The sequence below is a fragment of the Psychrobacillus sp. MER TA 171 genome, assembly GCF_023713305.1.
Classification (GTDB): Bacteria; Bacillota; Bacilli; order Bacillales_A; family Planococcaceae; genus Psychrobacillus.
Genome location: NZ_JAMAWN010000005.1, coordinates 124,902 through 149,317 on the forward strand (window position 1 = coordinate 124,902; position 24,416 = coordinate 149,317).

At 36.3% G+C, this 24,416-nt stretch carries 22 protein-coding genes and 1 pseudogene; 21 read left to right on the top strand and 2 right to left on the bottom strand.

The annotated features are described in order from the left end of the window. The first annotated feature begins 33 nt into the window (after positions 1-33). The 4 genes and pseudogenes from M3627_RS07055 to M3627_RS21185 all read left to right on the top strand — a co-directional run bounded on the left by M3627_RS07055 (position 34) and on the right by M3627_RS21185 (position 4,215). On the top strand, positions 34-1,629 hold the full coding sequence (locus tag M3627_RS07055; protein WP_251553435.1) for an amidohydrolase: 1,596 nt from the start codon (positions 34-36) through the stop codon (positions 1,627-1,629). A 20-nt stretch (positions 1,630-1,649) separates the two neighbouring features. Further along, positions 1,650-3,110, top strand: a complete 1,461-nt coding sequence (locus tag M3627_RS07060; protein ID WP_169361021.1) for an alanine/glycine:cation symporter family protein — start codon at positions 1,650-1,652, stop codon at positions 3,108-3,110. A gap of 305 nt (positions 3,111-3,415) precedes the next feature. After that, positions 3,416-4,001, top strand: a pseudogene (locus tag M3627_RS07065) (transposase); the annotation flags it as partial. Then, positions 3,994-4,215 carry a transposase gene (locus tag M3627_RS21185; protein ID WP_483315282.1) on the top strand — a complete coding sequence of 74 codons (222 nt, stop codon included), beginning with the start codon at positions 3,994-3,996 and terminating at the stop codon, positions 4,213-4,215. The pseudogene M3627_RS07065 and the gene M3627_RS21185, both read left to right, overlap by 8 nt. A gap of 127 nt (positions 4,216-4,342) precedes the next feature. On the opposite strand, the gene M3627_RS07070 is transcribed toward M3627_RS21185, so the two are convergent. Continuing rightward, positions 4,343-4,738 (bottom strand): pyrimidine dimer DNA glycosylase/endonuclease V, encoded by a 396-nt coding sequence (locus M3627_RS07070; RefSeq protein ID WP_169359843.1) that lies wholly within the window; start codon positions 4,736-4,738, stop codon positions 4,343-4,345. A 314-nt stretch (positions 4,739-5,052) separates the two neighbouring features. Here M3627_RS07070 and M3627_RS07075 point away from each other — a divergent pair, with 314 nt between their 5' ends. Beyond that, a complete protein-coding gene (locus M3627_RS07075; RefSeq protein WP_251553436.1) occupies positions 5,053-5,343 on the top strand; it encodes a hypothetical protein in 291 nt (96 codons plus the stop codon). 56 nt (positions 5,344-5,399) lie between these two features. On the opposite strand, the gene ku is transcribed toward M3627_RS07075, so the two are convergent. Then, a complete protein-coding gene (gene ku / locus M3627_RS07080) occupies positions 5,400-6,230 on the bottom strand; it encodes a non-homologous end joining protein Ku (RefSeq protein ID WP_251553437.1) in 831 nt (276 codons plus the stop codon). 86 nt (positions 6,231-6,316) lie between these two features. Between ku and M3627_RS07085 the strand changes: the two genes are divergently transcribed. The 16 genes from M3627_RS07085 (at position 6,317) to M3627_RS07160 (ending at position 24,410) form a co-directional block, all read left to right on the top strand. Beyond that, complete coding sequence (locus M3627_RS07085; protein WP_251553438.1) at positions 6,317-8,173, top strand: DNA ligase D; 1,857 nt, start codon at positions 6,317-6,319, stop codon at positions 8,171-8,173. A 119-nt stretch (positions 8,174-8,292) separates the two neighbouring features. Further along, positions 8,293-8,523 (top strand): KGG domain-containing protein, encoded by a 231-nt coding sequence (locus tag M3627_RS07090; protein ID WP_169359846.1) that lies wholly within the window; start codon positions 8,293-8,295, stop codon positions 8,521-8,523. Positions 8,524-8,633: 110 nt separating this feature from the next. Then, on the top strand, positions 8,634-8,849 hold the full coding sequence (locus tag M3627_RS07095; RefSeq protein ID WP_353056457.1) for a KGG domain-containing protein: 216 nt from the start codon (positions 8,634-8,636) through the stop codon (positions 8,847-8,849). Between the two features lie 142 nt (positions 8,850-8,991). Next, complete coding sequence (locus tag M3627_RS07100; protein ID WP_169359848.1) at positions 8,992-9,207, top strand: KGG domain-containing protein; 216 nt, start codon at positions 8,992-8,994, stop codon at positions 9,205-9,207. A gap of 516 nt (positions 9,208-9,723) precedes the next feature. After that, positions 9,724-10,281 (top strand): integrase, encoded by a 558-nt coding sequence (locus M3627_RS07105; protein ID WP_251553439.1) that lies wholly within the window; start codon positions 9,724-9,726, stop codon positions 10,279-10,281. Positions 10,282-10,395: 114 nt separating this feature from the next. Then, on the top strand, positions 10,396-10,617 hold the full coding sequence (locus tag M3627_RS07110) for a hypothetical protein (protein ID WP_169359850.1): 222 nt from the start codon (positions 10,396-10,398) through the stop codon (positions 10,615-10,617). 640 nt (positions 10,618-11,257) lie between these two features. After that, positions 11,258-12,253, top strand: a complete 996-nt coding sequence (locus M3627_RS07115; protein ID WP_251553440.1) for a DUF3196 family protein — start codon at positions 11,258-11,260, stop codon at positions 12,251-12,253. Positions 12,254-12,675: 422 nt separating this feature from the next. Next, positions 12,676-14,205 (top strand): glycoside hydrolase family 10-like protein, encoded by a 1,530-nt coding sequence (locus M3627_RS07120; RefSeq protein WP_251553441.1) that lies wholly within the window; start codon positions 12,676-12,678, stop codon positions 14,203-14,205. A gap of 223 nt (positions 14,206-14,428) precedes the next feature. Beyond that, positions 14,429-16,024: a glycoside hydrolase family 3 protein gene (locus M3627_RS07125; RefSeq protein ID WP_285841658.1), complete on the top strand. Its 1,596-nt coding sequence runs from the start codon at positions 14,429-14,431 to the stop codon at positions 16,022-16,024. A gap of 102 nt (positions 16,025-16,126) precedes the next feature. Then, positions 16,127-17,728 carry an extracellular solute-binding protein gene (locus tag M3627_RS07130; RefSeq protein WP_169359853.1) on the top strand — a complete coding sequence of 534 codons (1,602 nt, stop codon included), beginning with the start codon at positions 16,127-16,129 and terminating at the stop codon, positions 17,726-17,728. 79 nt (positions 17,729-17,807) lie between these two features. Next, complete coding sequence (locus M3627_RS07135; RefSeq protein ID WP_169359854.1) at positions 17,808-18,764, top strand: ABC transporter permease; 957 nt, start codon at positions 17,808-17,810, stop codon at positions 18,762-18,764. A 12-nt stretch (positions 18,765-18,776) separates the two neighbouring features. Next, on the top strand, positions 18,777-19,667 hold the full coding sequence (locus M3627_RS07140; RefSeq protein ID WP_251553443.1) for a carbohydrate ABC transporter permease: 891 nt from the start codon (positions 18,777-18,779) through the stop codon (positions 19,665-19,667). A 158-nt stretch (positions 19,668-19,825) separates the two neighbouring features. Then, positions 19,826-20,443, top strand: a complete 618-nt coding sequence (locus tag M3627_RS07145; RefSeq protein ID WP_169359856.1) for a YesL family protein — start codon at positions 19,826-19,828, stop codon at positions 20,441-20,443. Between the two features lie 16 nt (positions 20,444-20,459). Beyond that, on the top strand, positions 20,460-21,608 hold the full coding sequence (locus tag M3627_RS07150) for an exo-beta-N-acetylmuramidase NamZ family protein (protein WP_251553444.1): 1,149 nt from the start codon (positions 20,460-20,462) through the stop codon (positions 21,606-21,608). Positions 21,609-21,618: 10 nt separating this feature from the next. Next, positions 21,619-22,539 carry an N-acetylmuramic acid 6-phosphate etherase gene (gene murQ / locus M3627_RS07155; RefSeq protein ID WP_251553445.1) on the top strand — a complete coding sequence of 307 codons (921 nt, stop codon included), beginning with the start codon at positions 21,619-21,621 and terminating at the stop codon, positions 22,537-22,539. Between the two features lie 14 nt (positions 22,540-22,553). Next, a complete protein-coding gene (locus tag M3627_RS07160; protein ID WP_251553446.1) occupies positions 22,554-24,410 on the top strand; it encodes a metallophosphoesterase in 1,857 nt (618 codons plus the stop codon). Positions 24,411-24,416 lie beyond the last annotated feature (6 nt).

Consider the following 24,416-nt stretch of genomic DNA (forward strand, 5'->3'; position numbering starts at 1 on the left):
TAAAGTATTGACGAAAAAGGGAGGAAAATGTAGATGCGAATAATGTATACTAACGGCAATATTTTTACGATGAACTTGGAGGAACCGCTTGTCCAGTCCATAGTGATAGAAAATGAAAAAATTATAGATTTAGGAACGAATGAGGATATGCTCCTTCAATGGGGAAGAGATCATACGACCGTAATTGATTTGGATGGTAAGTATGTATTTCCAGGATTGATAGACAGTCATTTACATATTTCGAGTGTAGGGATTAATGCACAGGAGTTAGACCTGACTGGAATTGAAACGAAAGAGAAACTACTAAATGTGATTAGTAACAAGGCTAGCTCTATTCAACCTGGTGAATGGATCCTAGGTAGAGGCTGGGATGAGAATATCTTCCCCGACAAGCAAATTCCTTCCATTGAAGAATTAGACTATGTCTCACCGGGCTCCCCATTATTTTTACCAAGAATTTGTGGGCATGCCTTCCTAGTAAATTCAAAGGCTTTAGAGCAAAGTGGGTATCACCCAGATATGACTATTCCTTATGGGGGAACAGTCGTAAAAAGTTTGGAAACAAATAAACCGAATGGATTATTACTTGAGACAGCCTCAGATTTAATTACAGAAAGAATACCAACCAAAAGCTACGATCAGCTCAAAGTTGCTTTAAAGTGGGGCTTAAAGGAAGCTCTAAAATTTGGCATGACAAGTATTCATACGAATGATCCTACATATTTGAATGGTGCTAGGCAAACATACAAGCTCTTTGATGAACTTATCAATCAAGAAGGAATGGGCCCACGAAGTAATCTATTAATGGACTATAAATATCTGGAAGAACTAAAGGATGCCGGTATGTCTGCTGGGTTTGGTAATGATAAAGTGACGATCGGGGCGATAAAGTTTTTTGCTGATGGTGCATTGGGAGGAAGAACAGCGCTTTTATCGGAGCCTTATGCTGACAATCCAGGTAATTATGGGAGCGCGATGTACGATAAGGAAGAGCTTTTGCAACTTATGAAAAATTGTAGAGAATTTAACATGCCAATTGCAGTGCATACCATTGGTGATCAGGCATTAATAGATGTTTTAGATAACCTAGACCAGCTAAAACCAGTTGCTTTTAGAGATAGACTAATACACGTGTCTATTTTAAACAATGAATTAATTGAGCGCCTAGCCAGCCCTCATCGAATAATTGATGTACAACCTAGATTTATAGCAAGTGATTATCCTTGGATTGTCGACCGTATAGGGGAGACTCGTGCCAAAATGTCCTATCCATTTAAAACTTTACTTGAAAGAGGTGTAATCACTGCGGGTAGCTCTGATGCACCAATAGAGCCCTTAAATCCTTTGCTAGGAATTCATGCAGCCGTTACTCGTAAAAAGATAGGAGAAGCACATAATGGCTATAATGAAGCAGAGAAAATTTCCATGTTTCAGGCGTTTAAAATGTTTACTATTGGAGGAGCTTTTGCCACTAATGAAGAACACACCAAAGGAACTTTAGAAAGAGGGAAGTTCGGGGATATGACTGTATTGAACAAAAATCCATTTACTATGGAAAATGCAGATCAACTGTTAGAAACAGAAGTAGAAATGACTATTATTGGCGGAGAAATAAAATATAGAAAATAATAGAATAAGGGGGTTACAGCATGGAAGCGTTATTGGAAACGATAGTAGCATGGCTATGGGGTTTACCATTAATATTTACAGTTCTCTTTGTAGGACTCTACTTTACAATAGGAAGTAAATTGTTTCAATTTGGCTATCTGCCTCATATTTTCAAGGTAACTTTCGGGGAACTATTTAAAAAGAAAGATAAATCAGCTGATACAAAGGGTATATTAACGCCATTTCAAGCTGTAAGCACAGCGATAGGAGGTAGCGTCGGAGTAGGAAATATAGGTGGTGTCGCGACCGCTATAGCTATTGGTGGACCCGGTGCAGTCCTGTGGATGTGGTTGACTGCTTTACTAGGGATGATCACGAAGACTGTTGAAGTAACTTTATCGGTCCATTATCGAAATACAGACGAAAAAGGACAGCCATTTGGTGGGCCCACTTATTATATGGAGAAGGGCTTAGGAGAAGAGAAAAACTTTAAGTTTTGGAAGATACCTGCCATTCTTTTTGGCATAGGGATATTTACTACATTCTTCATCACGCTTCAAAATTATACGATTTCCGAGGCATTAAGTTCTACGTTTAATATAAGTATGATCCCTGCATCCTTCATTTATCTAGTTCTCATTTATATTATTATTTATGGAGGAATTAAACGGATTGGAGAAATCGCTGGACGACTTGTACCTTTTATGTGTATTTTTTACGTGCTGGCTGGACTATTTATAATTTTAAAAAATTACTCTGAGATTATTCCGGTTTTTTCTTTAATATTTGATAGTGCTTTTAATGGAACTGCCGCAGTAGGTGGGTTCGCTGGAGCAGCAATCGCACAAGTAATTCGCATGGGAGTAGCAAGAGCAGTCTATAGTAATGAGGCTGGATGGGGGACATCCCCAATGATTCACTCTACGGCTAAAACTAGTCATCCGGTTAAACAAGGAATGTGGGGAGCAGTAGAAGTATTTATAGATACTATGATCGTTTGTACAATTACGGCATTTACTATTATTATCACCGGTGCTTGGTCTTCAGGATTAGATGGTGCTGCGTTAACACTGTCGGCTTTTGAGATTGGAATTGGTGAATTTGGCAGATATGTAATCACTATTTCTATTTTCCTCTTCGGTCTAACTACATCTACAGGCTGGTATACGTACTATGAAATTTTGTTAAGACAAGTCTTTGGGGATGAAAAGAAGTTAACGTTAAAATATAAGATTTTGCTTTGGTTTAAATGGCTTTACCCAATACCTGGGTTCCTTATGGTTGTTTATGCTGTGATGTATAACCTGCCTGGGAAGGCGGTATGGTATTTTGCTGATATAACTACAGCGATCCCTACCTTCGTAAACTTAGTTGTCTTACTATTTTTAAGTAAGAAATTCTTTGAGTTATTAAGAGATTACAAGGCTAGATATTTAAATATAGGCGTGGTGGATCCAAACTTTAATGTGTTTTATGAGGATCGTTTGAAGAAGAAAAAATGATTTTCGCCATGGGAGAGAATCACGTATAAAGGTATGAGCAAACATGAATGTATATACATTCACGTCAGACTGTAGGCAAAATCCAAAAATTTTGGAGTTTGCCTACAGTCTTTTTTCTTTTAAAATAGAAGTAACGCGAGGAAGAGTTGATTTCCGCTACGAACGGACGCTTTCCGCGGGCACGGCTTCAGCCGCTTCCCTCGCTGCGCTCAGTCCAGGGTCTTCAGCTCGCGCTGTTCCCGCTGGAGTCGCCGTTCTTCGCTCCAATCAACGGGGCCTCCTATAAAATGAATGAGGTGATGGATATGATGACGAAAAATCAAACCAATGAACGCGAACAATTAGAAATCTTGACTATTGAACAGTTGGTACCACAAGACCATCCTGTTCGTATGTTAGATGCGGCAATTGATTTTTCCTTTATCTATCCATTGGTTGAAAACCTTTATTCGACAATAGGGAGACCTAGTATTAACCCAGTGGTACTTATCAAGATGACTTTTATCCAATATACCTTTGGTATACGGTCCATGCGCCAAACCATTAAAGAGATTGAAACCAACATGGCATACCGATGGTTTCTAGGCTTTGGTTTCCATACCGAGGTTCTCCAGTTCTCAACTTTCGGGAAAAACTATGTCCGTCGTTTTGCAGACACAGATCTATTCGAGCGGATTTTCTACAGAGTATTAAAGGAGGTCGCAGATCGTGGGCTCCTAAGTCCGGATCATGTCTTTATTGATTCGACCCATGTGAAAGCTAGTGCTCAATAAGAGAAAGTTTGAGAAGAAGGTTGTTCGTAAAGAGACGCGGGCTTATGAAAAGAGGCTCCAGGAGGAGCTCAACCTCGACCGGGAAAAGCATGGGAAGAAACCATTCCCGCATGAAAAAGGACTTACGTCATAACTATGAAATGAAAGAAATTTACGGGAAACGTAAAGAGACGATCGAGCGTGTCTTTGCCGATGCCAAAGAAAAGCATAGTATGCGATGGACAACCTTAAAGGGTCTTAAAAAATTGTCCATGCAGGCGATGCTAACTTTTGCTGCCTTAAATCTTAAGAAGTTGGGCAACTGGACCCGGAAAACGCCAAAAATGGCGTAAAACAAACAAAATCGAGAGCTGAATTAGCTCTTTTTCCAGAATGTAAACTGTGATAATAGCAAAAGGGTTGGAAATGGTTTCGATTTCCAACCCTTTTGTCTACACTCTGACGTGAATGTATATACATTCACGTTTCCTTTTTGTACACGGACATTAAGGATTCATACTGTTCAGTATTAAAATCCTTCTGCCCTCGCATAAATTTTTCTTTTAGATTAAAATAACATATCTCTAAATATTCTTTCGTATGATGATGCTCAAATGGATTTGTTAGCGTTTTATAAGAGCGGCCTTCAAAATATTTTTCCATTTTGTCTACTGTACGTATATTTATGTTGCGTTTACGCATTTCCAGTAAGACCAATTGGGTATAAGCAAACAGATCATCTTTTGGGTAGTCATAAATATAGTTTATTAAAATATGGCGATCTTCTTTCGCAAAAATACTGTTTAACTCACGCCATTGTGCCAACAGTTGGGATTTCGGTAAAGAGCTTAGTAAATGTTGGTGCCATAAGCGCAAAAGATAACATCTCCTTTATAAAGTTGACTCTGTGCTAGAAACATTCATGGTATTTCAAACAATGATAATAATTGAATTTTTGCATTTGTTCGCTACAAAGAGAATTGAGATATGGTGTAAAATGTAAAATAACTGTGCTATTATTAGGTAAATGGAGGTGCCAGAATGCCAACAATAGCATTGCCTGGTTTTTTATTTACTATCATAGTTCTTGCTTTTATTGCAATTATAGCACTTATTATTATCTTTATGGCTACAAGTAAAACAAAAAAAGGATGACCTTCTAGGTGATCTTAAAGGGGAGATTCACTTAAATGGTTTTAAGGATGCTTTTAGAAATTCTTCGTATCATTTTCATTTTTGCGATCCTAGGTGTAATTTTGAGTGGTTTACTAAATGAAATCTATACTAAGTTCGAGGCGGGAACTTATTCCTGGTTAGGTAGCGTGGCGATTTTATTATTACTATTTGTACTATATAGAAATAAACTTCAATTTTCAGGTTGGTATAAAGGAGAAGGAAGAAAAAAATTACCCAATTCAGTTACTTATGCTATTGCTACAGTGTCAGTTTTTATGATTGTCTCTCCTTTTATTGTAGGTTAAAGGAGTTCCTAAAATCAAACAAAGCCCTCGTAATATATAGAGGGCTTGGGACTAGCTTAAGATGTCTTTGCTTTTGGAGTTCTTTTCCGAGCGGGCGTCTTTTTCTTTTTTGTTTTATCTAGGGAAGCCTGTAACGCTGCCATTAAATCCGTAACATTTGATGCGGCTGCAGGCTGTTGTTTACTGTCCGTTTCAATAGGCGGACTGCTAACTTTTTTCTCTTCGATTAATTCCATAAGTGCAGTGCGGTAATCATCTGTGTATTTTTCAGGGTTAAATTCAGTAGTTAGCTGATCGACTAATAGCAAGGCAGTTTCTAATTCCTTTTGTACGACTGTTTGGTCAAGTGGGATATTTGGAACTTCTGAAGCCTTTCTCACTTCATCAGGGAAATGAATAGTTTCCATAACGAGCAATTCCTTGTATACACGCACAACTGCTAGCTGTTCTTTAGCTCTTATAATAATTTTAGCTACGCCAATTTTGCCAGATTCCTCTAAAGCTTTTCTTAAAAGAGAGTATGCCTTAGAGCCACCACTGTCAGGAGCTAAAAAATAGCTTTTTTCAAAATAGATAGGATCAATTTCTTCTAGTTTCACAAAATCGATTATTTGTACGGCTTTATCCTCATTTTCCTTTCGTAGCTTTTCAAGTTCCTCTTCATCCAAGACGACAAACTTGTTTTTAGAATACTCGTAAGCCCTCACGATATCTTCAGGCTTCACTTCTTCACTACAGCCCTCACAAACCTTTTTATAGGAAATGGGCTTCATGCATTCCTTATGAAGTTGGCGTAATTTAATATCTTTATTGTCAGTAGCAGTATGAAGCTTTACAGGAATATTGACAAGTCCAAAACTGATGCTTCCTTTCCAAACTGTATGCATATGTGTTACACCTGCTTTTCTTTTCCCTTACTATGATATCTTTCGACTGGTTTTATGTATGAGGAAGATAAATTTATCAAAAGCTAATGAAAAAGAAAGGAGGAAAGAATATTAAACCGATGCTTTTAACTCCTAGTGACGATATTCCTTCAGATAAGGATTGGATATATGAAACTAAATATGATGGTTTTCGATGTATATTAGAATGGCATGAGGAACCTATAATAAAAAGTAGAAATGAGAACGTTCTTAATAAAATGTTTCCGGAAATTATCCAATTCTGCCTTTCTATTCAGGACAAAATAAAACCATACTTACCAATAGTGATGGACGGGGAGATTGTACATTTAGTAAATAATTATAAGAGTAATTTTACAGTCGTTCAAACAAGAGGTAGGATGAGAACTAAAGATGCAATTGAACAGCATGCTGCTAAATTTCCTTGCCACCTAGTTATTTTTGATCTCATGACCATTAATGGAGAAGGCATTCATAGTCTTCCACTTGTTACACGAAGAGAGAGGCTTAGTCTAATATTTAAAAAGCTTAGTCTACCTACTGCTGATTATGAAAATGATACACGGCTACAAATAATTGAACAAAGTAAATGGAGTAAACAACTATGGGGAAAGATTGTAGCTCATAATGGAGAAGGAATAGTTGCAAAGAAGAAGAATAGTTTCTGGACTATTGGAAAGCGTTCAACTGATTGGCTCAAAATCAAAAATTGGAAGATTACAACCATCATTCTAACATCATTTGATAAGAACAATAATTATTTTTTTGGAGCTATCTATGAACAGGATAAATTAATAGAAGTGGTCAACTTTAGCCACGGACTCAAGGAAGAAGAGCTTCTAACGCTTCAAAACTTTTTTTATTCTAATGGTCAAATGGTTGGGAAAAATAAGTGGATCATAGAACCTTCTATATGCGTGGATATTGCTTCAATCGACTTTGACGGAAAAAGTTTGAGAGAACCAAGGTTCCATCAGTTTAATTTTGATTGTGAACCAGCTGATTGTACAAGAAGACAATTTAATTTACAATTATACTCTTTACCCGAAAAAGTGAAAGTAACTCATCCAGACAAGCCTATATGGCTTTCAAATGATATTAGAAAAGAGGACTATCTCTATTATCTTCAACGAGTCTCTTCTTATATGATACCTTTTTTAAAAAATAGACTCTTGACTGTCATTAGATATCCACATGGAACGATAAGGGAAGAACGATTTTATCAAAAGAATTGGGAGGATAACATCCCTAAATATGTAGAAACTAAACTTTTTGAAGATAATAGGTATGTTATTTGTAATAATATCGAAACTCTTCTTTGGCTGGGAAATCAGCTAGCCCTAGAATTCCATATTCCTTTTCAAACAATTGATACAGAAATGCCAACAGAAATTGTATTTGACTTAGATCCACCTTCAGTGGATTATTTTTGGATGGCAGTTGAAGCTGCAGTTAGAATGAAAGCTATTTTCGATGAATTTTCTCTTGTTTCATTTATTAAGACATCAGGGGGAAAGGGATTGCAAATTTATATTCCACTACCTAAAGGTACTTTCTCCTACGAGAACACCAGGATTTTCACTAAGTTTGTTTGCGATTTTCTATGTGAGCAAGAGCCAAACCTTTTTACGACTGAACGCATGAAAAAAAATAGAGATAACAAGCTTTACCTGGATTACGTGCAGCACCATGAAGGGAAAACAATTATTGCTCCCTATTCTACACGCGGTAACGAGGGTGGCTATGTTGCTACTCCATTAAATTGGGTAGAGGTAAATAAAGAGCTGAGTCCCACTTTGTTTACTATTCCAATGATTTTAGAAAGAGTTAGTAAGCATGGAGATATATTTCATACGTTTAGACACGTAGACAATCAACGTGCATTCAAAAAAGTAATAGAACAGTTAAAAAACATATTATTTTAAGTAAATGCTTGAGAGAAAGGCCCTATTTTAAGGAGAATATGTTTTAGTCTTTAAAAGGTGGGAATATGATTAGTGAGCCTGAAAGAAAGCTCAAAAACAAAGTAAGAGGAGGAATTAATATGGCTAACAACAACCAAAGCAATCGCGGAAGAAATAACAACGGAAACATGTCATTTGAAGAAGCAGGACGTAAAGGCGGGGAAGCTACCTCCAATAATCATGGACAAGAATTCTATGAGGAAATCGGACGCAAAGGCGGAGAGGCCACTTCCGACAACCATGACAAAGACTTTTATAAGGAAATTGGTAAAAAGGGTGGAGAGTCGCGAGGCAACTCCAACAACAATTAAACTCAAGGCTGTATAAATAAATTCAACCTAACTAGAACCAAGAAATCCGAGAATAAATTTTAAGAGAATCTAAATAGTGAGTTTTAACTATTACTAGGAGGATGATTTTAATGGCAAACAATCGAGGAAATAATAATGGTAAAATGTCTGTAGAAGAAGCAGGACGTAAAGGTGGAGAAGCAACCTCCAATAATCACGGACAGGAATTCTACGAGGAGATCGGACGCAAAGGCGGAGAAGCCACATCCGATAATCATGACAAGGATTTTTATGAGGAAATAGGTAAAAAAGGTGGAGAGTCGCGAGGCAACTCCAACAACAATTAAAGTCAAAGCTATATGAATAAATAAAAAATGTTAATCACTAACTAAAATCCATGTTTAACAAAACCGAATTCAAAATAATCCACACGAAATTTTAAGAGAATCTAAATAGTGAGTTTTAACTATTACTAGGAGGATGATTTTAATGGCTACAAACAATCGAGGAAACAATAATGGTAAAATGTCTGTAGAAGAAGCAGGACGTAAAGGTGGAGAAGCAACCTCCAATAATCACGGACAAGAATTCTACGAGGAAATCGGACGCAAAGGCGGAGAAGCCACATCCGATAACCATAACAAAGACTTTTATAAGGAAATTGGACGTAAGGGCGGGGAATCTCGTCAACAAGGTAATAACTAATTACTTCAGTCTGATATACAAAAAGAAGACTATCTCTGCAATACCCGAGTCGATTATGACTCGGGTATTTTTTGTTATTAGCATGTTGTAAGGAACAATATATCAGATATACACGAAGGTTATAGGCTTTTTAAAATAATACTTATAAAGAATTCCTTTTTGTATTCAAAGAAAGAATACTGTTTATTTCCTCGGAAATGATATAAGTATAATTACATCTTAATTAGTCGTCATAACCACATGTTACATAATGTTAGGTATAGAATCCAAATTGTTTATTGTAAAAATTAAAAAGAGATCTCAACTAGCGTGCCCCGAATAATGATACCAGATAAGTGAAAAACACTTCTAATTGCTTATTAAAAAGCATATAAAGTTCATTATATACTTACTTACTTGAATTGTGCTTTAAGATTTAATACAAAAATATTGTAAAATTTTAGTTATTGTTATATAGTATTACTCATTGAAAACTTGTCCTAACAATAAATACACAAGGGGTAAAAAAGAAACATAATGACATATGTTAAAGCGCAAAATAATATAGAAGAAATAATCCATTCAACAGTGCACTCGGTTAACATGACCATGGAGGTTTATAAAGACAATTCAGGGATTAATATGAGCTATAACTTTATAGGTAATTATATCGGGGTAGATTTGAACAGATTATTTATAGCCATAGAAGAAATGCCTTACCCTTTAACAATGGAGTTATATGTTAAAATACTTACAATTCATGAGCTAGGTCATGCCATGGATCGTGTTGCATTAATGAATACTCTGGAGCGAACAAAAGAAATTTTTCATATGAAACAAAATCATTCGATAAAAGAAATTTACAATAATTTAGAAATGTTATCTATGATTTTGGAAGAACATGAAATGAATCTTGTCTTTGAGGAAATAGCCTGGACTAATGCGGAGACACTTAACGAAGCATATAAAATAGTAAATCCTGTTTATTTAGAGGTTGTTAAAAAACATAGCTTGTCTACCTATATAAATTCTTACGAGGCTGATCTTTCTATTTATAACAGACTTATGGAAGAAACCAATGAACAAATCGCGTAAGTCCTAGTCATCTGTAATCTATATACAGATGGCTTAATTTTTTCTCTAAGGTTTCACTAATCTCTAAAAGGGAATATATATGGTAAATCCATATAGAGAAAGAAGGAAATCTTAATGCAGCACAATAACGAGCAAAAAGATATGAGACAACCAAATAGCTTTCAAGAGCAAGGTAATTCTGTTCATCCCAAAGAAGAAAAAGATACTAGACAGCCTAATAGTTTCCAGGAGCAGCCTCCACTTACGGAAAAGAACCCAACACAAAAAGCCAAAGAAAAACAAGGCTTTTCGATGAATGATACAATTAGTAGACAAGAAGATAGCTTCAATAAATAAGTGAGTGTTTGAAAGGGTATTCCTTGAAAGAATTATTTAGGGATATCCTTTTATTTTTATATAAAGCTTTGTTAAAGTTATGGGTTTATTTTACTAACATTTCTTTTTTATAGTGACTGTTAACTATATATAAGTGACCTTCAAATGACTACTAAAATCATAAATAAATTATGAAATTGGGGTTGGTGACAGTTTTTCAGCTTTGTTTACGCGAGTAAATTTTTAGCGATATATCAATGCTAAAGCTGTTCCATTTATTGATTGGAGCGCCAGACGGCGACTCCTACGGGATGAGTGAGTCAGATCAGACATCACAACCGCGAGCGTCAGCGATGGGTGGTGGCTTATCGCTCACCCCGAGGAAAGCGTCCGGCTGGTGCGAAAAATCAATTTCAATGATTTCTTTACATCATAAATCAACCCTACTCTTTTAACATAGCCATATATAATAATATGACCCTATCTTAATAACGTAATTTCTCACATAGTTATTTTTATATTAAGTAAAATATGACCAGGCTGGTTTATTTCTTGTGATTATAAATGAATTACCTTTTTTACAGTTTGTAGTTAGTACATAAGTAAGAGTTAGTATAAAATAATACATATACATAGTGAAAATAAAAGGCGGCGGAATATATTGAAGAAGAAAAAACATAAACTTCAAACAAATGAAAATGTAATTGTGTTTCCAGGAATGGTGGACACATTAATAAGTGATGGACTTGCCTATGCGGAGGCTAATAATTATGTCAAAGCAGCAGCTTGCTTTGACGAAGCGAAGAAATATGTGGTACTCGATGATGTGATTCTAAGTGTTTATGTGCTTACCTTATTAGAAACTAGGAGGGCCAAAGAGGCAAAGCAAATATGTGAGGGCCTACTAGAAGAGAAATCTCCGGTTTTTGAACAGATAGTAGAGCTTTACTTGACTATATTATTAGATTTAAAGGAGTATTACGAGTTAAATCAAGTGATTAACCGAATTTTAACTGAATATAATTTTTCAGATGAAAGAAAGACCAATTTTAATCAGCTAAAAGATTTAAGTAATCGCCTTGCTAACGAGCAACCACTTATAGATGATAATGAGGAAACTGCTCTTATACCTATTGAGAAGGAGCAACTTGAGTTAAAAACGTTTAAACAACTAAGCTTTGTTGAACAGGAGCAAATTCTACAGCAAGCTTTTTATAGAGACATCCATTCAGCTATTCCTGAAATTAAGGCTATTGTAGAATATCCTGACGTTTCTCCGACCGTTCAAACACTAGCACTTTTACTATTGGGTAGTGCTGGAAATACAGATACGATCACAATCAGTAAGTTTGGTTTGACTCAGCAGGTAAATCCTTCTTCTCCTCCTCCTCAAACAGGTGTAGATCGAATGGAAGAAATAAATCAGCATGTACAAGAATATCTTCAAAAGGACCCATCTAAGCAAATGCTCACGACGGAGCTTTTACACCGCCATGCCTATGCTCTTTTTCCTTTTGACTGGCAAGGGTACAAAAATGAAGAGGTTGCAATGGCGTACATTGACTTTATTAAAATTATGTTTGGGGAAGAAAACGTGCATTTAAATTCCTTGTTGGAATTTATTGAGACAATAGAAAATTCGATAGAAAAGCCTTAAGTTAATTTCTCGCGTCTTTTAAAGGAATACAAATTTTTATTTCATAAATATAAGAAACTCATTCGTTACCGCTTAAGCTTAAGTAGTAATTAATGAGTTTTTTTAATGGGAAAAAATGAAACTATATTTTATTTAAAAAGAATTATATTGACTTTTTTTATCAATTCAAATAATATACAAATAATTGCTAATATTTTGTAAAATTTAGTTATTTTGAGAAATAGTGTTGTAAAGTAATCATCTTGTTGTGGCAACGGGCGACTAAAGTGGAGAAAGTGAGCCAATAAGAAACCACACTTACATGTATTATAGTTTTTCCTTCTCTAGCATCACACTAATAACTTAGTATTATATAAATTTTATGGAAAAGGAGGGCATTTATTAGTTGTATAAAAATAAGAATTGGAAAGAGGAGGAAAAGAATGAATAGAAGGTATTTTAAAGCCTTTATTGCTGTGTTACTTACGTTTACCCTATTCTTTACAAGTATCGAAACAGGAAGTGCGGTGAGTACAATCTCTCCTAAGGTTGAAATGAGAGCTTCATGGATTTCTACTGTTGCAAATATAGACTTGAAGCCAGGTATGGATGAAGCTGCTTATACATCATGGGCTCGTTCTACCATCAAAGAGTTAGAACGAAAAAATTTTAATACAGTTGTTTTTCAAGTTAAACCAACTGCAGATGCATTATATCCATCTGAGCTAGCACCTTGGTCACGTTATATTACAGGTAGTAAACAAGGGACAAACCCAGGTTACGATCCGTTGCAAATTATGCTAGATACTGCACATGAACATGGTATGGAGTTACATGCTTGGATCAATCCTTACCGAGTTACAATGGCTAATCAAAAACTAGAGGAACTAGCACCAAATAATATAGCTTCTATTCATCCTGAATGGGTAGTAAAGCATGGGACTCAATATTACTTAAATCCAGGAATTCCAGGCGTCCAAAGTTATTTAATAGATGCTGTAAAAGAACTAGTAACAAATTATGACGTGGATGCGGTTCACATGGATGATTATTTCTATCCAGGAGTTAATTTTGATGACGCTGCAACCTACGCACAGTATGGTGCTGATTTTAACGACATCGGTGACTGGAGACGTAATAACGTCAATGAACTAGTTCAACATATTAATAGTAACATCAAACAAATTAAGTCTTGGGTACAATTTGGTATTTCTCCATCAGGAATTTGGAGAAATAGTAAGGACGATCCGAATGGAAGCGAGACAAATGGATCTGCTCATTATGACTCACTTTTCGCAGACAGCAGAAAGTGGATTCAATCAGGGTATATAGACTATATAACACCGCAAGTATATTGGTCTCGTCAGTTGGCTATAGCAAACTACTCGGTGCTTCTAGAGTGGTGGAGCAGACAAACAGAAGGATATCCGATAAATCTTTACATTGGAATGGCAGATTACAAAGTTAATGCTAACTTTGATACGGCGTGGGACAATCCGTATGAATTACCAGAGCAAATTTTGGACAACCGTACAAATGGAAAGACGATGGGCCAAATGCATTTTACTCTCCGGGATATCCTTGCAAATAAGCTTGGCTATGCTGATATAGTAGAAAATGAAATTTATCAGTCAAAATCATTAACCCCTCCTACTCCATGGAATGGAGCAGAAGAACCTAAAAAACCAATATTAGTTACAGCTAAAAATGATGGGAATTCTGTACAAATATCAATCGACAATAAGAAGCGTGCAGATGCTAGGAAATATGTAATTTACCGCTTTGAGGGCAATAAAGCAGGGGATTACAATGATCCCAAAAATATTGTTGGGGTAGTTTTTGATCAAAATGGTTATGCAACATTCCAGGACAATAATGTGGATCCGAATAAGCGATACACTTATGGTGTAACATCTATTTCTTACACAGGTGTGGAAAGCAAGAATGCCGAGGAAACAAAAACCAAAAAGTAAGCTATAAAAAACCTGTGGCCATTTAGGCTTCAGGTTTTTTATATGGATGAACATCTATCTTTATAAAACATAAATTGAAATATTAAAACGAAAATAATTATAAATTTCAAAAATCATGTTTCATTTTTAAAATAAATATGATATGTTATTTAATATTCAGACTTTATAGAAAAGTCGTTTTTATGAGAACGTTTTTTAAAATTGATATAAAGAAGGTGTTTATTTGAGTCAACAGGTTGCGACTATTCAAGTCGGACAATTAATGGTTGTAGGATTTAAAGGGAAAATTGCACCAGAGGGTATCATTGACCTGATCCATCGACACCGAATCGGTGGAATTATATTGTTTAGTCATAATGTTGGTACACCTCAGGAGCTCTTAAGTTTAACCTCATCTCTTCAGCGCGAAGCACAAAAAGCGGGCTATGAATATCCTCTTCTGATTTGCCTGGATCAAGAGAATGGGGTAGTACGTAGATTGGGGAAAGGTACAACTACATTCCCTGGAGCAATGTCCATTGGGGCCACGGCAAACTCAAAAAATGCTTTTGATATAAGCCTTGCCACTGGAAAAGAGCTGAAAGAGTTAGGGGTTAATTGGAATTTAGCACCTGTACTAGATGTAAATAATAACCCAGATAATCCGGTTATTGGGGTTCGATCCTTTGGAGAAAATCCACATTTAGTAGCTGAATTCGGGAAAAATGCAATGAAGGGCTTGCAAAATGCAGGAGTGATCACTACATTAAAGCATTTTCCAGGTCATGGTGATTCAAATGTAGATTCCCATTTATCCCTTCCAGTGATAGGTCATACAAGAGCAAGGTTAGATGAAGTAGAGCTTGTACCATTCCAAGCTTGCATTGCCGAAGGGGCAGATACTATTATGTCTGCTCATGTTTATTTTCCTGCAATTGAGGACAGAGAAAATGTCCCTGCAACTTTGTCCAAAAAAGTAATTAGTGGGCTGTTGAGAGAGGAACTTGGATTTGACGGTGTGGTCACAACAGATTGTCTGGAAATGAAGGCAATTTCAGAAACAATTGGTACTGAAAAAGGTGCCGTTGAGGCCCTTAATGCAGGTGTAGACTTAATAATGGTCTCACATACACATGAGGTTCAGCTACGTACGATAAAGGAATTAGAGCTAGCCTTAGCTCAGGGTGTATTACAAGAAGAGAGCTTAAAGGCTTCCCTTAATCGCATTAATAGACTTAAGGAAAAATATTTGTCTTGGGAAAAGACTCCCTTCCATTCCGAGTTTGTTTCTCTTGGTAGTGAAGAACATAAAATATTAGCTGAGAAGGTATTTAAAGAGAGCGTTACAATCGTGAAGAATGAGGGCCTACTACCTTTAAAGGTGGATCAAAATATTTTAGTCATTAATCCACCTAACCAAACTATTTACGGTGTTGAGGATGTAAAAGAAATAAAAGCAACACTTAGTGATGCATTGAAGGAATTTAGTGATCAAGTAGAAGCTTATGATTTTCCAGAGTCATTCACTCTTAAGGAAATAGATACACTCATTCAAAGGGCAAAAGAATTTGATGTAATTGTTATTGGTACTCTGTCTGTATCTGCTGCAAGTTATGAGACAGAGTTATTTAATAGACTTTTAAAATTAGATATTCCGATTGTTGGAGTAGCAATGAGAAATCCATATGATTTAAGGTTTTTCCCGGATGTAACGGCATATTTAGCAACCTATGAATTTACTTATCTTGCATTAAGAACCGCAGCTCAAGCGATATTTGGAAAAGTCTCGGTTAGTGGAAAACTTCCAGTAACTTTACTTGAAACAAAGACAACATTTTAGGGGGTGAGGGATACATAAGCAGGGAGGGAAGAAGTGTTTACAAGAATAGTTTGTTTTGTTTCATAGCAATGACTATTTTAAAAAAACTAGGGGGTATTACAAATGAGAGGTAAAAAGATAATTTCGTTAGCACTTATAGCAGCATTAGCCTTAGCAGCATGTTCGGATGATGAAGCAAAAGGTACTGTAGAACCAGATAGCAAAAATTTTAACAAAACTGGCATGCCTATTGTAAACGAAACAATTAAATTGGACATTTTTGCTGGTAAGTCGGCTACTACAGCTGATGATTGGAACGATGTATTAATACTTAATGAATATGAAAAAATGTCAAATATAGATATCACGTGGCAGCAGGTACCAGCCGATGGATTACAAGAGAAACGTAACCTTGCGTTAGCTAGTGGAACGTTGCCAGACGTTTTTTATGCAGCAACTATTCCAGTAGGGGATTTACAAAAATATGGCCAGCAGGGCACATTTATTCCTTTGAACGACTTAATCGAGGATTATGCACCTAATCTAAGTAAAGTGTTAGAAGCAAATCCTGAAATTAAAAAAGGACTTACATTCCCGGATGGTAATATTTATTCCTTCCCTACTATTTATTCACCAGAGTTTACATCTCTTTTAATAGGTGCTAAGCCTTGGATTAAACAAGATTGGTTAGATCAATTAGGTATGAAAAATCCTGAGAATTTAGATGAGCTATATGCTTACTTGAAGGCAGTAAAAGAAACCGACCTGAATGGAAATGGAAAAAATGACGAGATTCCTTTAAGTAGTGTTTCTATGACTCGTATACTACATTGGATTTCCGGTGCATTCGGTGTACAAAACAAAGGGTCTCTTCACACTTTACTTGATACCGACTCTGCTGGTGAGCTTCGTTTCTTCCCAACGGCTCCAGAGTATAAAGAAATGTTAGAGTATATGCATAAATTATATTCAGAAGGCTTAATCGATCAAGGTATTTACTCCATTGACGTTCCTAAATATTTGGCTGCTGCAGCTGAGGAGTTGTATGGAGCTACTCAATTCTACAACCCTGTTGAACTCTTTGGAGAAGAAATCGGTAAGGACTATGTGGTAGGAAATGCACTTGCTGGCCCGAGTGGGGAAAAACTATACACAGGAATTACCTCTCCATTAAGAGACTTAGGAAACTTTGCTATTACGAGTGAAAATAAATACCCTGCTGAAACGGTAAGATGGTTAGATCATTTCTACAGTGATGAGGGAGCTTTGATGTTCTTCATGGGAATTGAAGGAGAAACTTTTGAACAAACAGCAGATGGACCGAAGCTATTAGATAAAATCACAAATAGTAAAGACGGACTTACGATGACACAAGAACTAGCTAAATATTTAATCAATCCAGGTGGAAATCATCCAGTAATGATTACAGATGATTACTTCACTGGATCAGAGAATGCACCAGGTGATAAAGAGGCTACGAAAGAGCTTGAACCATATTTAATAGATGAAGTATGGCCTAACTTTACCTATACTGCAGAGGAAAATGATCGAGTATCAGTTTTAAAAGCAGATATTGATAAATACGTACAAGAAATGCAAGCGAAATTTATAACAGGAGAAACTCCTTTAACTGAATGGGACTCTTATGTGGGAACCATTGAAAAAATGGGATTAAAGGACTTCATGGAGCTTCAACAAAAGGCGTATGAAAGATACAAAGATTAATAAATGAGTTGCTTTCTAATTTGCAGAGGAAGTATCTTCCTCTGCAATATTAGAAAAACGGGGAGAAGGGGGTAAAAATATGCACATTAATGAAACAAAAGCAAAGCATGGGGTTGTTCCGAAAGTGAGTCGTTTTGCTAAAATTAAAAGAAATTTCCTAAAAAGCTGGCAGCTCTATGTTTTCTTACTTCCTGCGCTTTTATATTTTTTAATCTTTCACTATGTTCCTATGTATGGAGTACAAATAGCCTTTAAAAACTTTATGGCTAATCAAGGGATTTGGGGAAGTCCGTGGATTGGATTTGATCATTTTACGCGCTTTTTTGATTCATACTACTTTTGGAGATTAATAAAAAATACAATCATTCTTAGTCTATATCAATTGTTATTATTCCCTTTGCCAATTATTTTGGCCCTTTCATTAAACGAGCTGAAAAATGGTGCTTTTAAAAAATGGGCTCAAACACTTACATATGCTCCTCACTTTATATCCGTAGTTGTAGTAGTTGGGATGATTGTTATTTTCTTAGATCCTGTAAACGGTTTAGTCAATCAAATTATTACTCTATTTGGCGGGGAACAAATTCGCTTTTTAGATGAGGCTAGTTGGTTTAGACATATATTTGTTTGGTCTGGGGTATGGCAAACTTTAGGGTGGAGTTCCATTATTTACTTAGCTGCATTAGCAGGCATTAATCCAGAACTACATGAGGCAGCAGAAGTCGACGGGGCGTCGAAATTACAACGAATTCTACATATCAACATACCGGGCATTTTTCCAACAATTGTTGTGCTTCTAATTTTAAACATTGGTAGTTTTATGTCTGTAGGATTCGAAAAGGTTTTACTATTACAAAATAGCTTGAACTCTGAAACCTCAGATGTCATACAAACCTATGTATATCAAGCTGGATTACTAGAAGGTCAATATAGTTTTGCAGCAGCTATTGGTTTATTTGACTCCATCATTAACATAGCTTTATTAATAACCTTCAATTATGTTGCAAGAAAAACTAGCAATAACAGCTTATGGTAAGGAGGGGTTCAAATGAAAAAAGTTAGTTTGTCTGACAAAGGCTTTGACGTTCTAAACAAAATATTCTTAACGGTCATCGTCATTTTAATAGTTTATCCGCTTGTCTTCGTAATTAGTGCCTCCATAAGCGATCCCTTAGCCGTAAGCTCAGGGAAAATGTGGTTATGGCCAGTCGATATTACGTTTGAAGGTTATAGAAAAATATTACAAAATGACTCTATTTGGTTAGGGTATCGCAATACCATTTTATATACCGCGGTAGGAACACTTCTCCATTTATTTGTACTGTTACCATGTGCATATGCACTTTCTAGAAAAGAGTTGATGGGAAGTAAGTATATCTTATGGTTTGTTCTGTTCACAATGATGTTCAGTGGTGGATTAATCCCGACTTATTTAGTAATCAAAAATTTAGGAATGCTTGATACCATTTGGGCTATTGTAATACCTGGAGTGGTTGGGGCCTGGTCTATTTTAGTAGCTAGAACTTTCTTCCAAAGTAGTATTCCGGATCAGTTAGTAGAAGCAGCTAAAATTGATGGAGCATCTGATTTTTATATGTTTATCAAAATTGTATTACCACTATCGTTGCCAATTATAGCGGTTATGGCATTGTTCCATGCAGTTGGCTTATGGAATCAATATTTTAATGCGTTAATTTATTTATCTGATCGGGATAAATATCCTCTTCAGCTCATTTTGAGGGAAATTTTAGTAGTAAATCAGGCACAACTAGGTGAAGGATCTGGGGAGCAAACGGAATCGCTCATTCAACAGGTGAGGACAGGTGGCCTTATTAAATATGCGGTCATCATTATCTCATCTTTGCCACTACTAATTGTTTACCCATTTTTACAACGATTCTTTGTCCAAGGCGTATTAATCGGTTCGATTAAAGAATAGTTTTTCGTGGTGTCTAGCTTCGGCGCCTTGCCCCTCGGGTCAAATGGATAAATACTGCGGTGGCTGAAGAGCTGCCTCCTCGTATTTCCCCATTTGCCTGCCAGGGCAGAGATAGGCGCCTACGCTTTTCAATTTCAACATAGAAGGGAGAGTCTACTATGAACAGTTTTGTTAATGGATACTATCAGTTCGCAGTGTGGGCAATGAGGTTAGCATACTTGAACATACTTTGGTTTGTATTCACACTAGTAGGCTTGTTCTTTTTTGGACTCATGCCTGCAACGGCGGGTATGTTTGCAGTAGTAAGAAAATGGGTTTCTGGAGATACAGATATTCCCGTATTTCAAACCTTTTGGAAATCTTATCGCCAAGAATTTTTTAAAGCTAATCTACTCGGATACATACTTGCCGGTATAGGATATCTACTATATATTGAGCTGCAAATTTTAAGAGCTCAGGAGAATATGGTTTACTTTGTGGCAAGCTATGGGGTAATAGCACTTTTTATAGTTTTACTTATTGTATTGTTATACTCTTTCCCAATCTTTGTACATTTCAATATAAGCACCTTACAAAATATTAAATGGGCTTTTGTAATAGGAGTCATTCATCCTATACTAACGATTGCATTGATTGCAATATTATTATTTGTTCACTATGTAACTTTTATAACCATTCCCGCTTTGCTCTTTTTCTTTGGTGGAAGTGTAACCGCCTTTATCCTAACGTGGGGAGCGTCTAAAACGTTTACAAAGTATGAGCCCTCAAATGTCTGATTAGTGGAGGAAACAAATGAAGCTAGGGGTAGAAGTATTTTTGGAAGATGGCTATAAAGCTTTTATCGGAAATCGTATAGGCTTGGTGACGAATATGACGGGTGTAAACCAAAAGCTCACACCGACTATTGAATTGTTTGTCGATCACCCTGGCATAAATCTTACAGCTTTATATGGTCCAGAGCATGGGATACGTGGAGATGCTAAAGAAGGAGAGGGAGTACAGTCTTCGATAGACCCTTACACAAATCTTCCGGTTTACAGTCTATATGGTGATTCAAGGAAGCCTACAAAAGAGATGTTAGAATCTGTTGATGTCATTGTTTTTGATCTGCAGGATATTGGTTCAAGATATTTCACGTACATTTATACAATGGCATATGTAATGGAAGCCTGTGGAGAGCAAGGAAAGCAGTTTGTTGTATTGGATCGACCAAATCCAATTTCTGGTGACCGAATAGAAGGAAACCTTGTGGAAGAGGATGTTCGCTCCTTTGTTGGTTTGTTACCTATTCCAAATAGACATGGGATGACTGTAGGAGAACTTGCACAGTTGTTTAAATATAAGTTTGGATATAATTGTGACTTAACAGTGGTTCCAATGGAGGGTTGGCATCGTGCTATGTACTTTGATGACACTCCTGTATTGTGGGTACCCCCTTCTCCAAATACTACTAACATTGATATGAATGTATTGTATCCTGGAACCTGTTTAATAGAAGGAACTAACTTATCTGAAGGGCGAGGCACTACAAGGCCCTTTGAATGGATCGGTGCTCCTTATGTGGATGGGCAAAGGCTTGCAAAGGCATTTAATGAGAAAAAGATAGAAGGAGTTATCGCAAGACCTATTTCTTTTAAGCCAACCTATCAAAAGCATATGAATGTTATTTGCAGCGGAATTCAGCTACATATTGTCGATCGTAGCATATTAAATGCATGGGAAACTGGTCTGTTGCTCATAGAGACAATCGCAGAAATGTATCCAGATGATTTCTCATTTATAGAAAATGAGCAGAAGAAGTATTTCTTTGACTTGTTGGCTGGCTCTAAAAGCATAAGGGAAAGTATTTGGAATGGAACGACAAAAGAATATATAGAGAATTGTCAAGATTTAATAGAAGGCTTTCAAAAAGAAAAGAAAATATACGACATATATAACTAGGATGATTAAAATGAATGATTTATCTAATTTGAATAAACTGTCAACCGAACAGAGAAATAACCTTTCCATAAACATTGATCATATGTCTACTAAAAGTATTTTAGCAATGATTAATGAAGAGGATAAACGTGTCGCTGAATGTGTACAGGATGAAATAGATGATATTGAAAGAGCTGCAGAGGCTGTATTCAACTCATTGAAATCTGGTGGAAGACTATTTTATGTTGGAGCAGGAACAAGTGGGAGACTAGGTATTTTAGATGCGGTCGAATGTCCACCTACCTTTGGGACACCGTCCAATTTAGTGCAGGCTGTTATGGCAGGTGGCCTTTCAGCTTTTGAAAAAGCGGTAGAGGGCGCCGAGGATAGTCCAGAGAAAGGTAAAGAAGATTTAAGAGAAAGAGCTTTGTCTAGTTATGATGTAGTGATAGGAATAGCAGCGAGTGGAAGAACGCCATATGTAATTGGGGCATTAGAATACGCTAATGAGGTTGGTGCACAAACAATCAGTTTAACTGCAAACAAAAATTCCTCCATCAGTGAACATGCTACTATTAAAATTGAAGTAGAGACTGGACCAGAGGTAATTACGGGGTCTACAAGGATGAAAGCAGCTACTGCACATAAGCTCATTTTAAATATGATCTCAACAACGGTTATGATTAAGCTAGGTAAGGTTTATGAAAACTTAATGGTAGATGTATCCGTCAGCAATGAAAAGCTAAAAGAGCGAGCGAAGGGTATTATTCAAACGATTACTAACCAGACATATCAAGAGGCAGAAGAATTTTTAGAACTTGCAAATAATGAAGTAAAACCTGCAATAGTAATGATGAAAGCTAATGTGAATTATGAAGAGGCAATAGATTATATTAAACAGGCAAACGGTTTTGTAAGAAAGGCTATTGAATTAGCGGATAGGAATTTATAAGAGGAGGGAAAAGGATGAATGAACATAAGAAGCTAATCTTGGACGATTTCAATAATGCCAATCTTAGTGACTATGAAACCAATCATTCCTTTGTCTCCTCCTATTATTTATCTTTAAACAAACATTACGTCAAGCATGGAGAGTATAGCTTAGAGGTTAGCTTTAACTACGGAGGTTGGGTTAAAGGAAATGGAGCTATGTATATCAAGTTTAAAAAAAAGTTAATGACACAGCAGATGCCAAAAAAGCTGGCAGTGTGGGTCCATAGTGATGGAAAAACACCATGGCTACGAGCAACCATAATAGATGGAGATAATGAACGGAAGATAATTAACTTAACTAATGGAAATATAAGCTGGAATGGATGGAAATACTTAGATGTAGAGTTGGAGCAAAACTGGAAGCTTCCATTAAGGTTGGAGCAAATATATGCAGTTGAAACAAATTTGGTTAATCAAAAAGACTCCAGTATTAATGGAAAGTTCTATTTGGATCATATTACATTTGTATATGTAGATGATCAAGACTTAACGGGACCAATTTTTAGTGACATATTACCGCAAAAGGAGAAGATATATAGAAATTCCTTTGTCTTTTCTGCAGTAGTGAGCGATGACATGTCAGGTGTAGATTTCGATTCTTTAATCATGAAAATCAATAATAAATTGGTTGTTCCTTCTGTTCGAGCAAACAAAATATTTTATCATGTAAAAGAGCTTCAAGAGGGAAATTGTAAAGTTAGCATCCAAGTAAAAGATTTGGCTGGTAATTGGTCGGTACCGCATCTAGAAAAAAATTATTTAATAGATTTAAGTGAAGATCGTGAATGTCCTATTATATCTGATGTCACACCAAGTGATACCGCTGTAATTCATACAGCTACACCACGAATTGGCTTTCGACTTTGTGATGAACATAGTGGGATTGAAAAGAACGATATAATTCTTACTATTAATAATGAAAAGCAAAAAGTGTTCTATGATGAAGAAACCGGCTGGGGATTTGCAATATCTAGTAGTCATTTAATAGATGGTCCACATCACCTTTCTATTCATACAAAGGATCGAGCAGGAAATGAAATGGACCCATATCAGCAAAATTTTGTTGTTCACTCTATAAAAGGGCCAATAGACGAGGGCAACTTTATAGTAGGCATAATTCCAGATACACATACGCTGGAGCATGGAAAAGCTGCTTTAGTACATTTATTGGAGGAAGCACCTGAGTTTGTCATACATATGGGTGACTTTGTAGATCAAGGAACAGAAGAGGAATTTAAGTTAGCGAGGACTTCTCTATTTTCCGATATGAAGAAACACATACCCATATTAACGCTTGCTGGGAATCATGAAGCATTTCGAGGAAACTTAACGCTATATCAGAGCTTTATGGGTTCACCATCCTATCATTTTACGTATGGGAAAGTACTGTTTATCCTTTTAAATAGTGCTTTAGGGCAAAGTCTCACCCTTTCAGACTCAACCCAGTTAACCTACCTGAAGGAAGTATTATCTACCCATGAGCAAAAGCATATTGTAGTACTTACTCATGTACCTACTAAGGACCATTTTGGAACTGCACATGAAATGGTATATGAAGATTCCGTTCAATTAGTAGAAATACTTACCGAACACAAAAAAGAATTACCTTCTAGAGACATTGTAGTTTTATTTGGACATTTACATACGCAAGACCAATGGGAAGTTAGCGGAGTGAGATACATTATTACAGGCAATGCCTCACCCAAAAAATATGTAATGAAGCAGGAGAATAACATTGGTTACGGGCTACTCCATATACAATCTAACGGTATATATTATGAATACAAGCCTTTTAACTTAATACCTCCAGTTAAAAAGGGAGAGGTATAGTTAAAA

Bases quoted from the DNA above. Each gene is read 5' to 3' on its own strand.
- M3627_RS07055 (WP_251553435.1), top strand. From the start codon at position 34: ATGCGAATAATGTATACTAACGGCAATATTTTTACGATGAACTTGGAG.
- M3627_RS07060 (WP_169361021.1), top strand. From the start codon at position 1,650: ATGGAAGCGTTATTGGAAACGATAGTAGCATGGCTATGGGGTTTACCA.
- M3627_RS21185 (WP_483315282.1), top strand. From the start codon at position 3,994: ATGAAAAAGGACTTACGTCATAACTATGAAATGAAAGAAATTTACGGG.
- M3627_RS07075 (WP_251553436.1), top strand. From the start codon at position 5,053: ATGGTTTTAAGGATGCTTTTAGAAATTCTTCGTATCATTTTCATTTTT.
- ku (WP_251553437.1), bottom strand. From the start codon at position 6,230: ATGCATACAGTTTGGAAAGGAAGCATCAGTTTTGGACTTGTCAATATT.
- M3627_RS07085 (WP_251553438.1), top strand. From the start codon at position 6,317: ATGAAAAAGAAAGGAGGAAAGAATATTAAACCGATGCTTTTAACTCCT.
- M3627_RS07090 (WP_169359846.1), top strand. From the start codon at position 8,293: ATGGCTAACAACAACCAAAGCAATCGCGGAAGAAATAACAACGGAAAC.
- M3627_RS07095 (WP_353056457.1), top strand. From the start codon at position 8,634: ATGGCAAACAATCGAGGAAATAATAATGGTAAAATGTCTGTAGAAGAA.
- M3627_RS07100 (WP_169359848.1), top strand. From the start codon at position 8,992: ATGGCTACAAACAATCGAGGAAACAATAATGGTAAAATGTCTGTAGAA.
- M3627_RS07105 (WP_251553439.1), top strand. From the start codon at position 9,724: ATGACATATGTTAAAGCGCAAAATAATATAGAAGAAATAATCCATTCA.
- M3627_RS07110 (WP_169359850.1), top strand. From the start codon at position 10,396: ATGCAGCACAATAACGAGCAAAAAGATATGAGACAACCAAATAGCTTT.
- M3627_RS07120 (WP_251553441.1), top strand. From the start codon at position 12,676: ATGAATAGAAGGTATTTTAAAGCCTTTATTGCTGTGTTACTTACGTTT.
- M3627_RS07130 (WP_169359853.1), top strand. From the start codon at position 16,127: ATGAGAGGTAAAAAGATAATTTCGTTAGCACTTATAGCAGCATTAGCC.
- M3627_RS07135 (WP_169359854.1), top strand. From the start codon at position 17,808: ATGCACATTAATGAAACAAAAGCAAAGCATGGGGTTGTTCCGAAAGTG.
- M3627_RS07140 (WP_251553443.1), top strand. From the start codon at position 18,777: ATGAAAAAAGTTAGTTTGTCTGACAAAGGCTTTGACGTTCTAAACAAA.
- M3627_RS07145 (WP_169359856.1), top strand. From the start codon at position 19,826: ATGAACAGTTTTGTTAATGGATACTATCAGTTCGCAGTGTGGGCAATG.
- M3627_RS07150 (WP_251553444.1), top strand. From the start codon at position 20,460: ATGAAGCTAGGGGTAGAAGTATTTTTGGAAGATGGCTATAAAGCTTTT.
- murQ (WP_251553445.1), top strand. From the start codon at position 21,619: ATGAATGATTTATCTAATTTGAATAAACTGTCAACCGAACAGAGAAAT.
- M3627_RS07160 (WP_251553446.1), top strand. From the start codon at position 22,554: ATGAATGAACATAAGAAGCTAATCTTGGACGATTTCAATAATGCCAAT.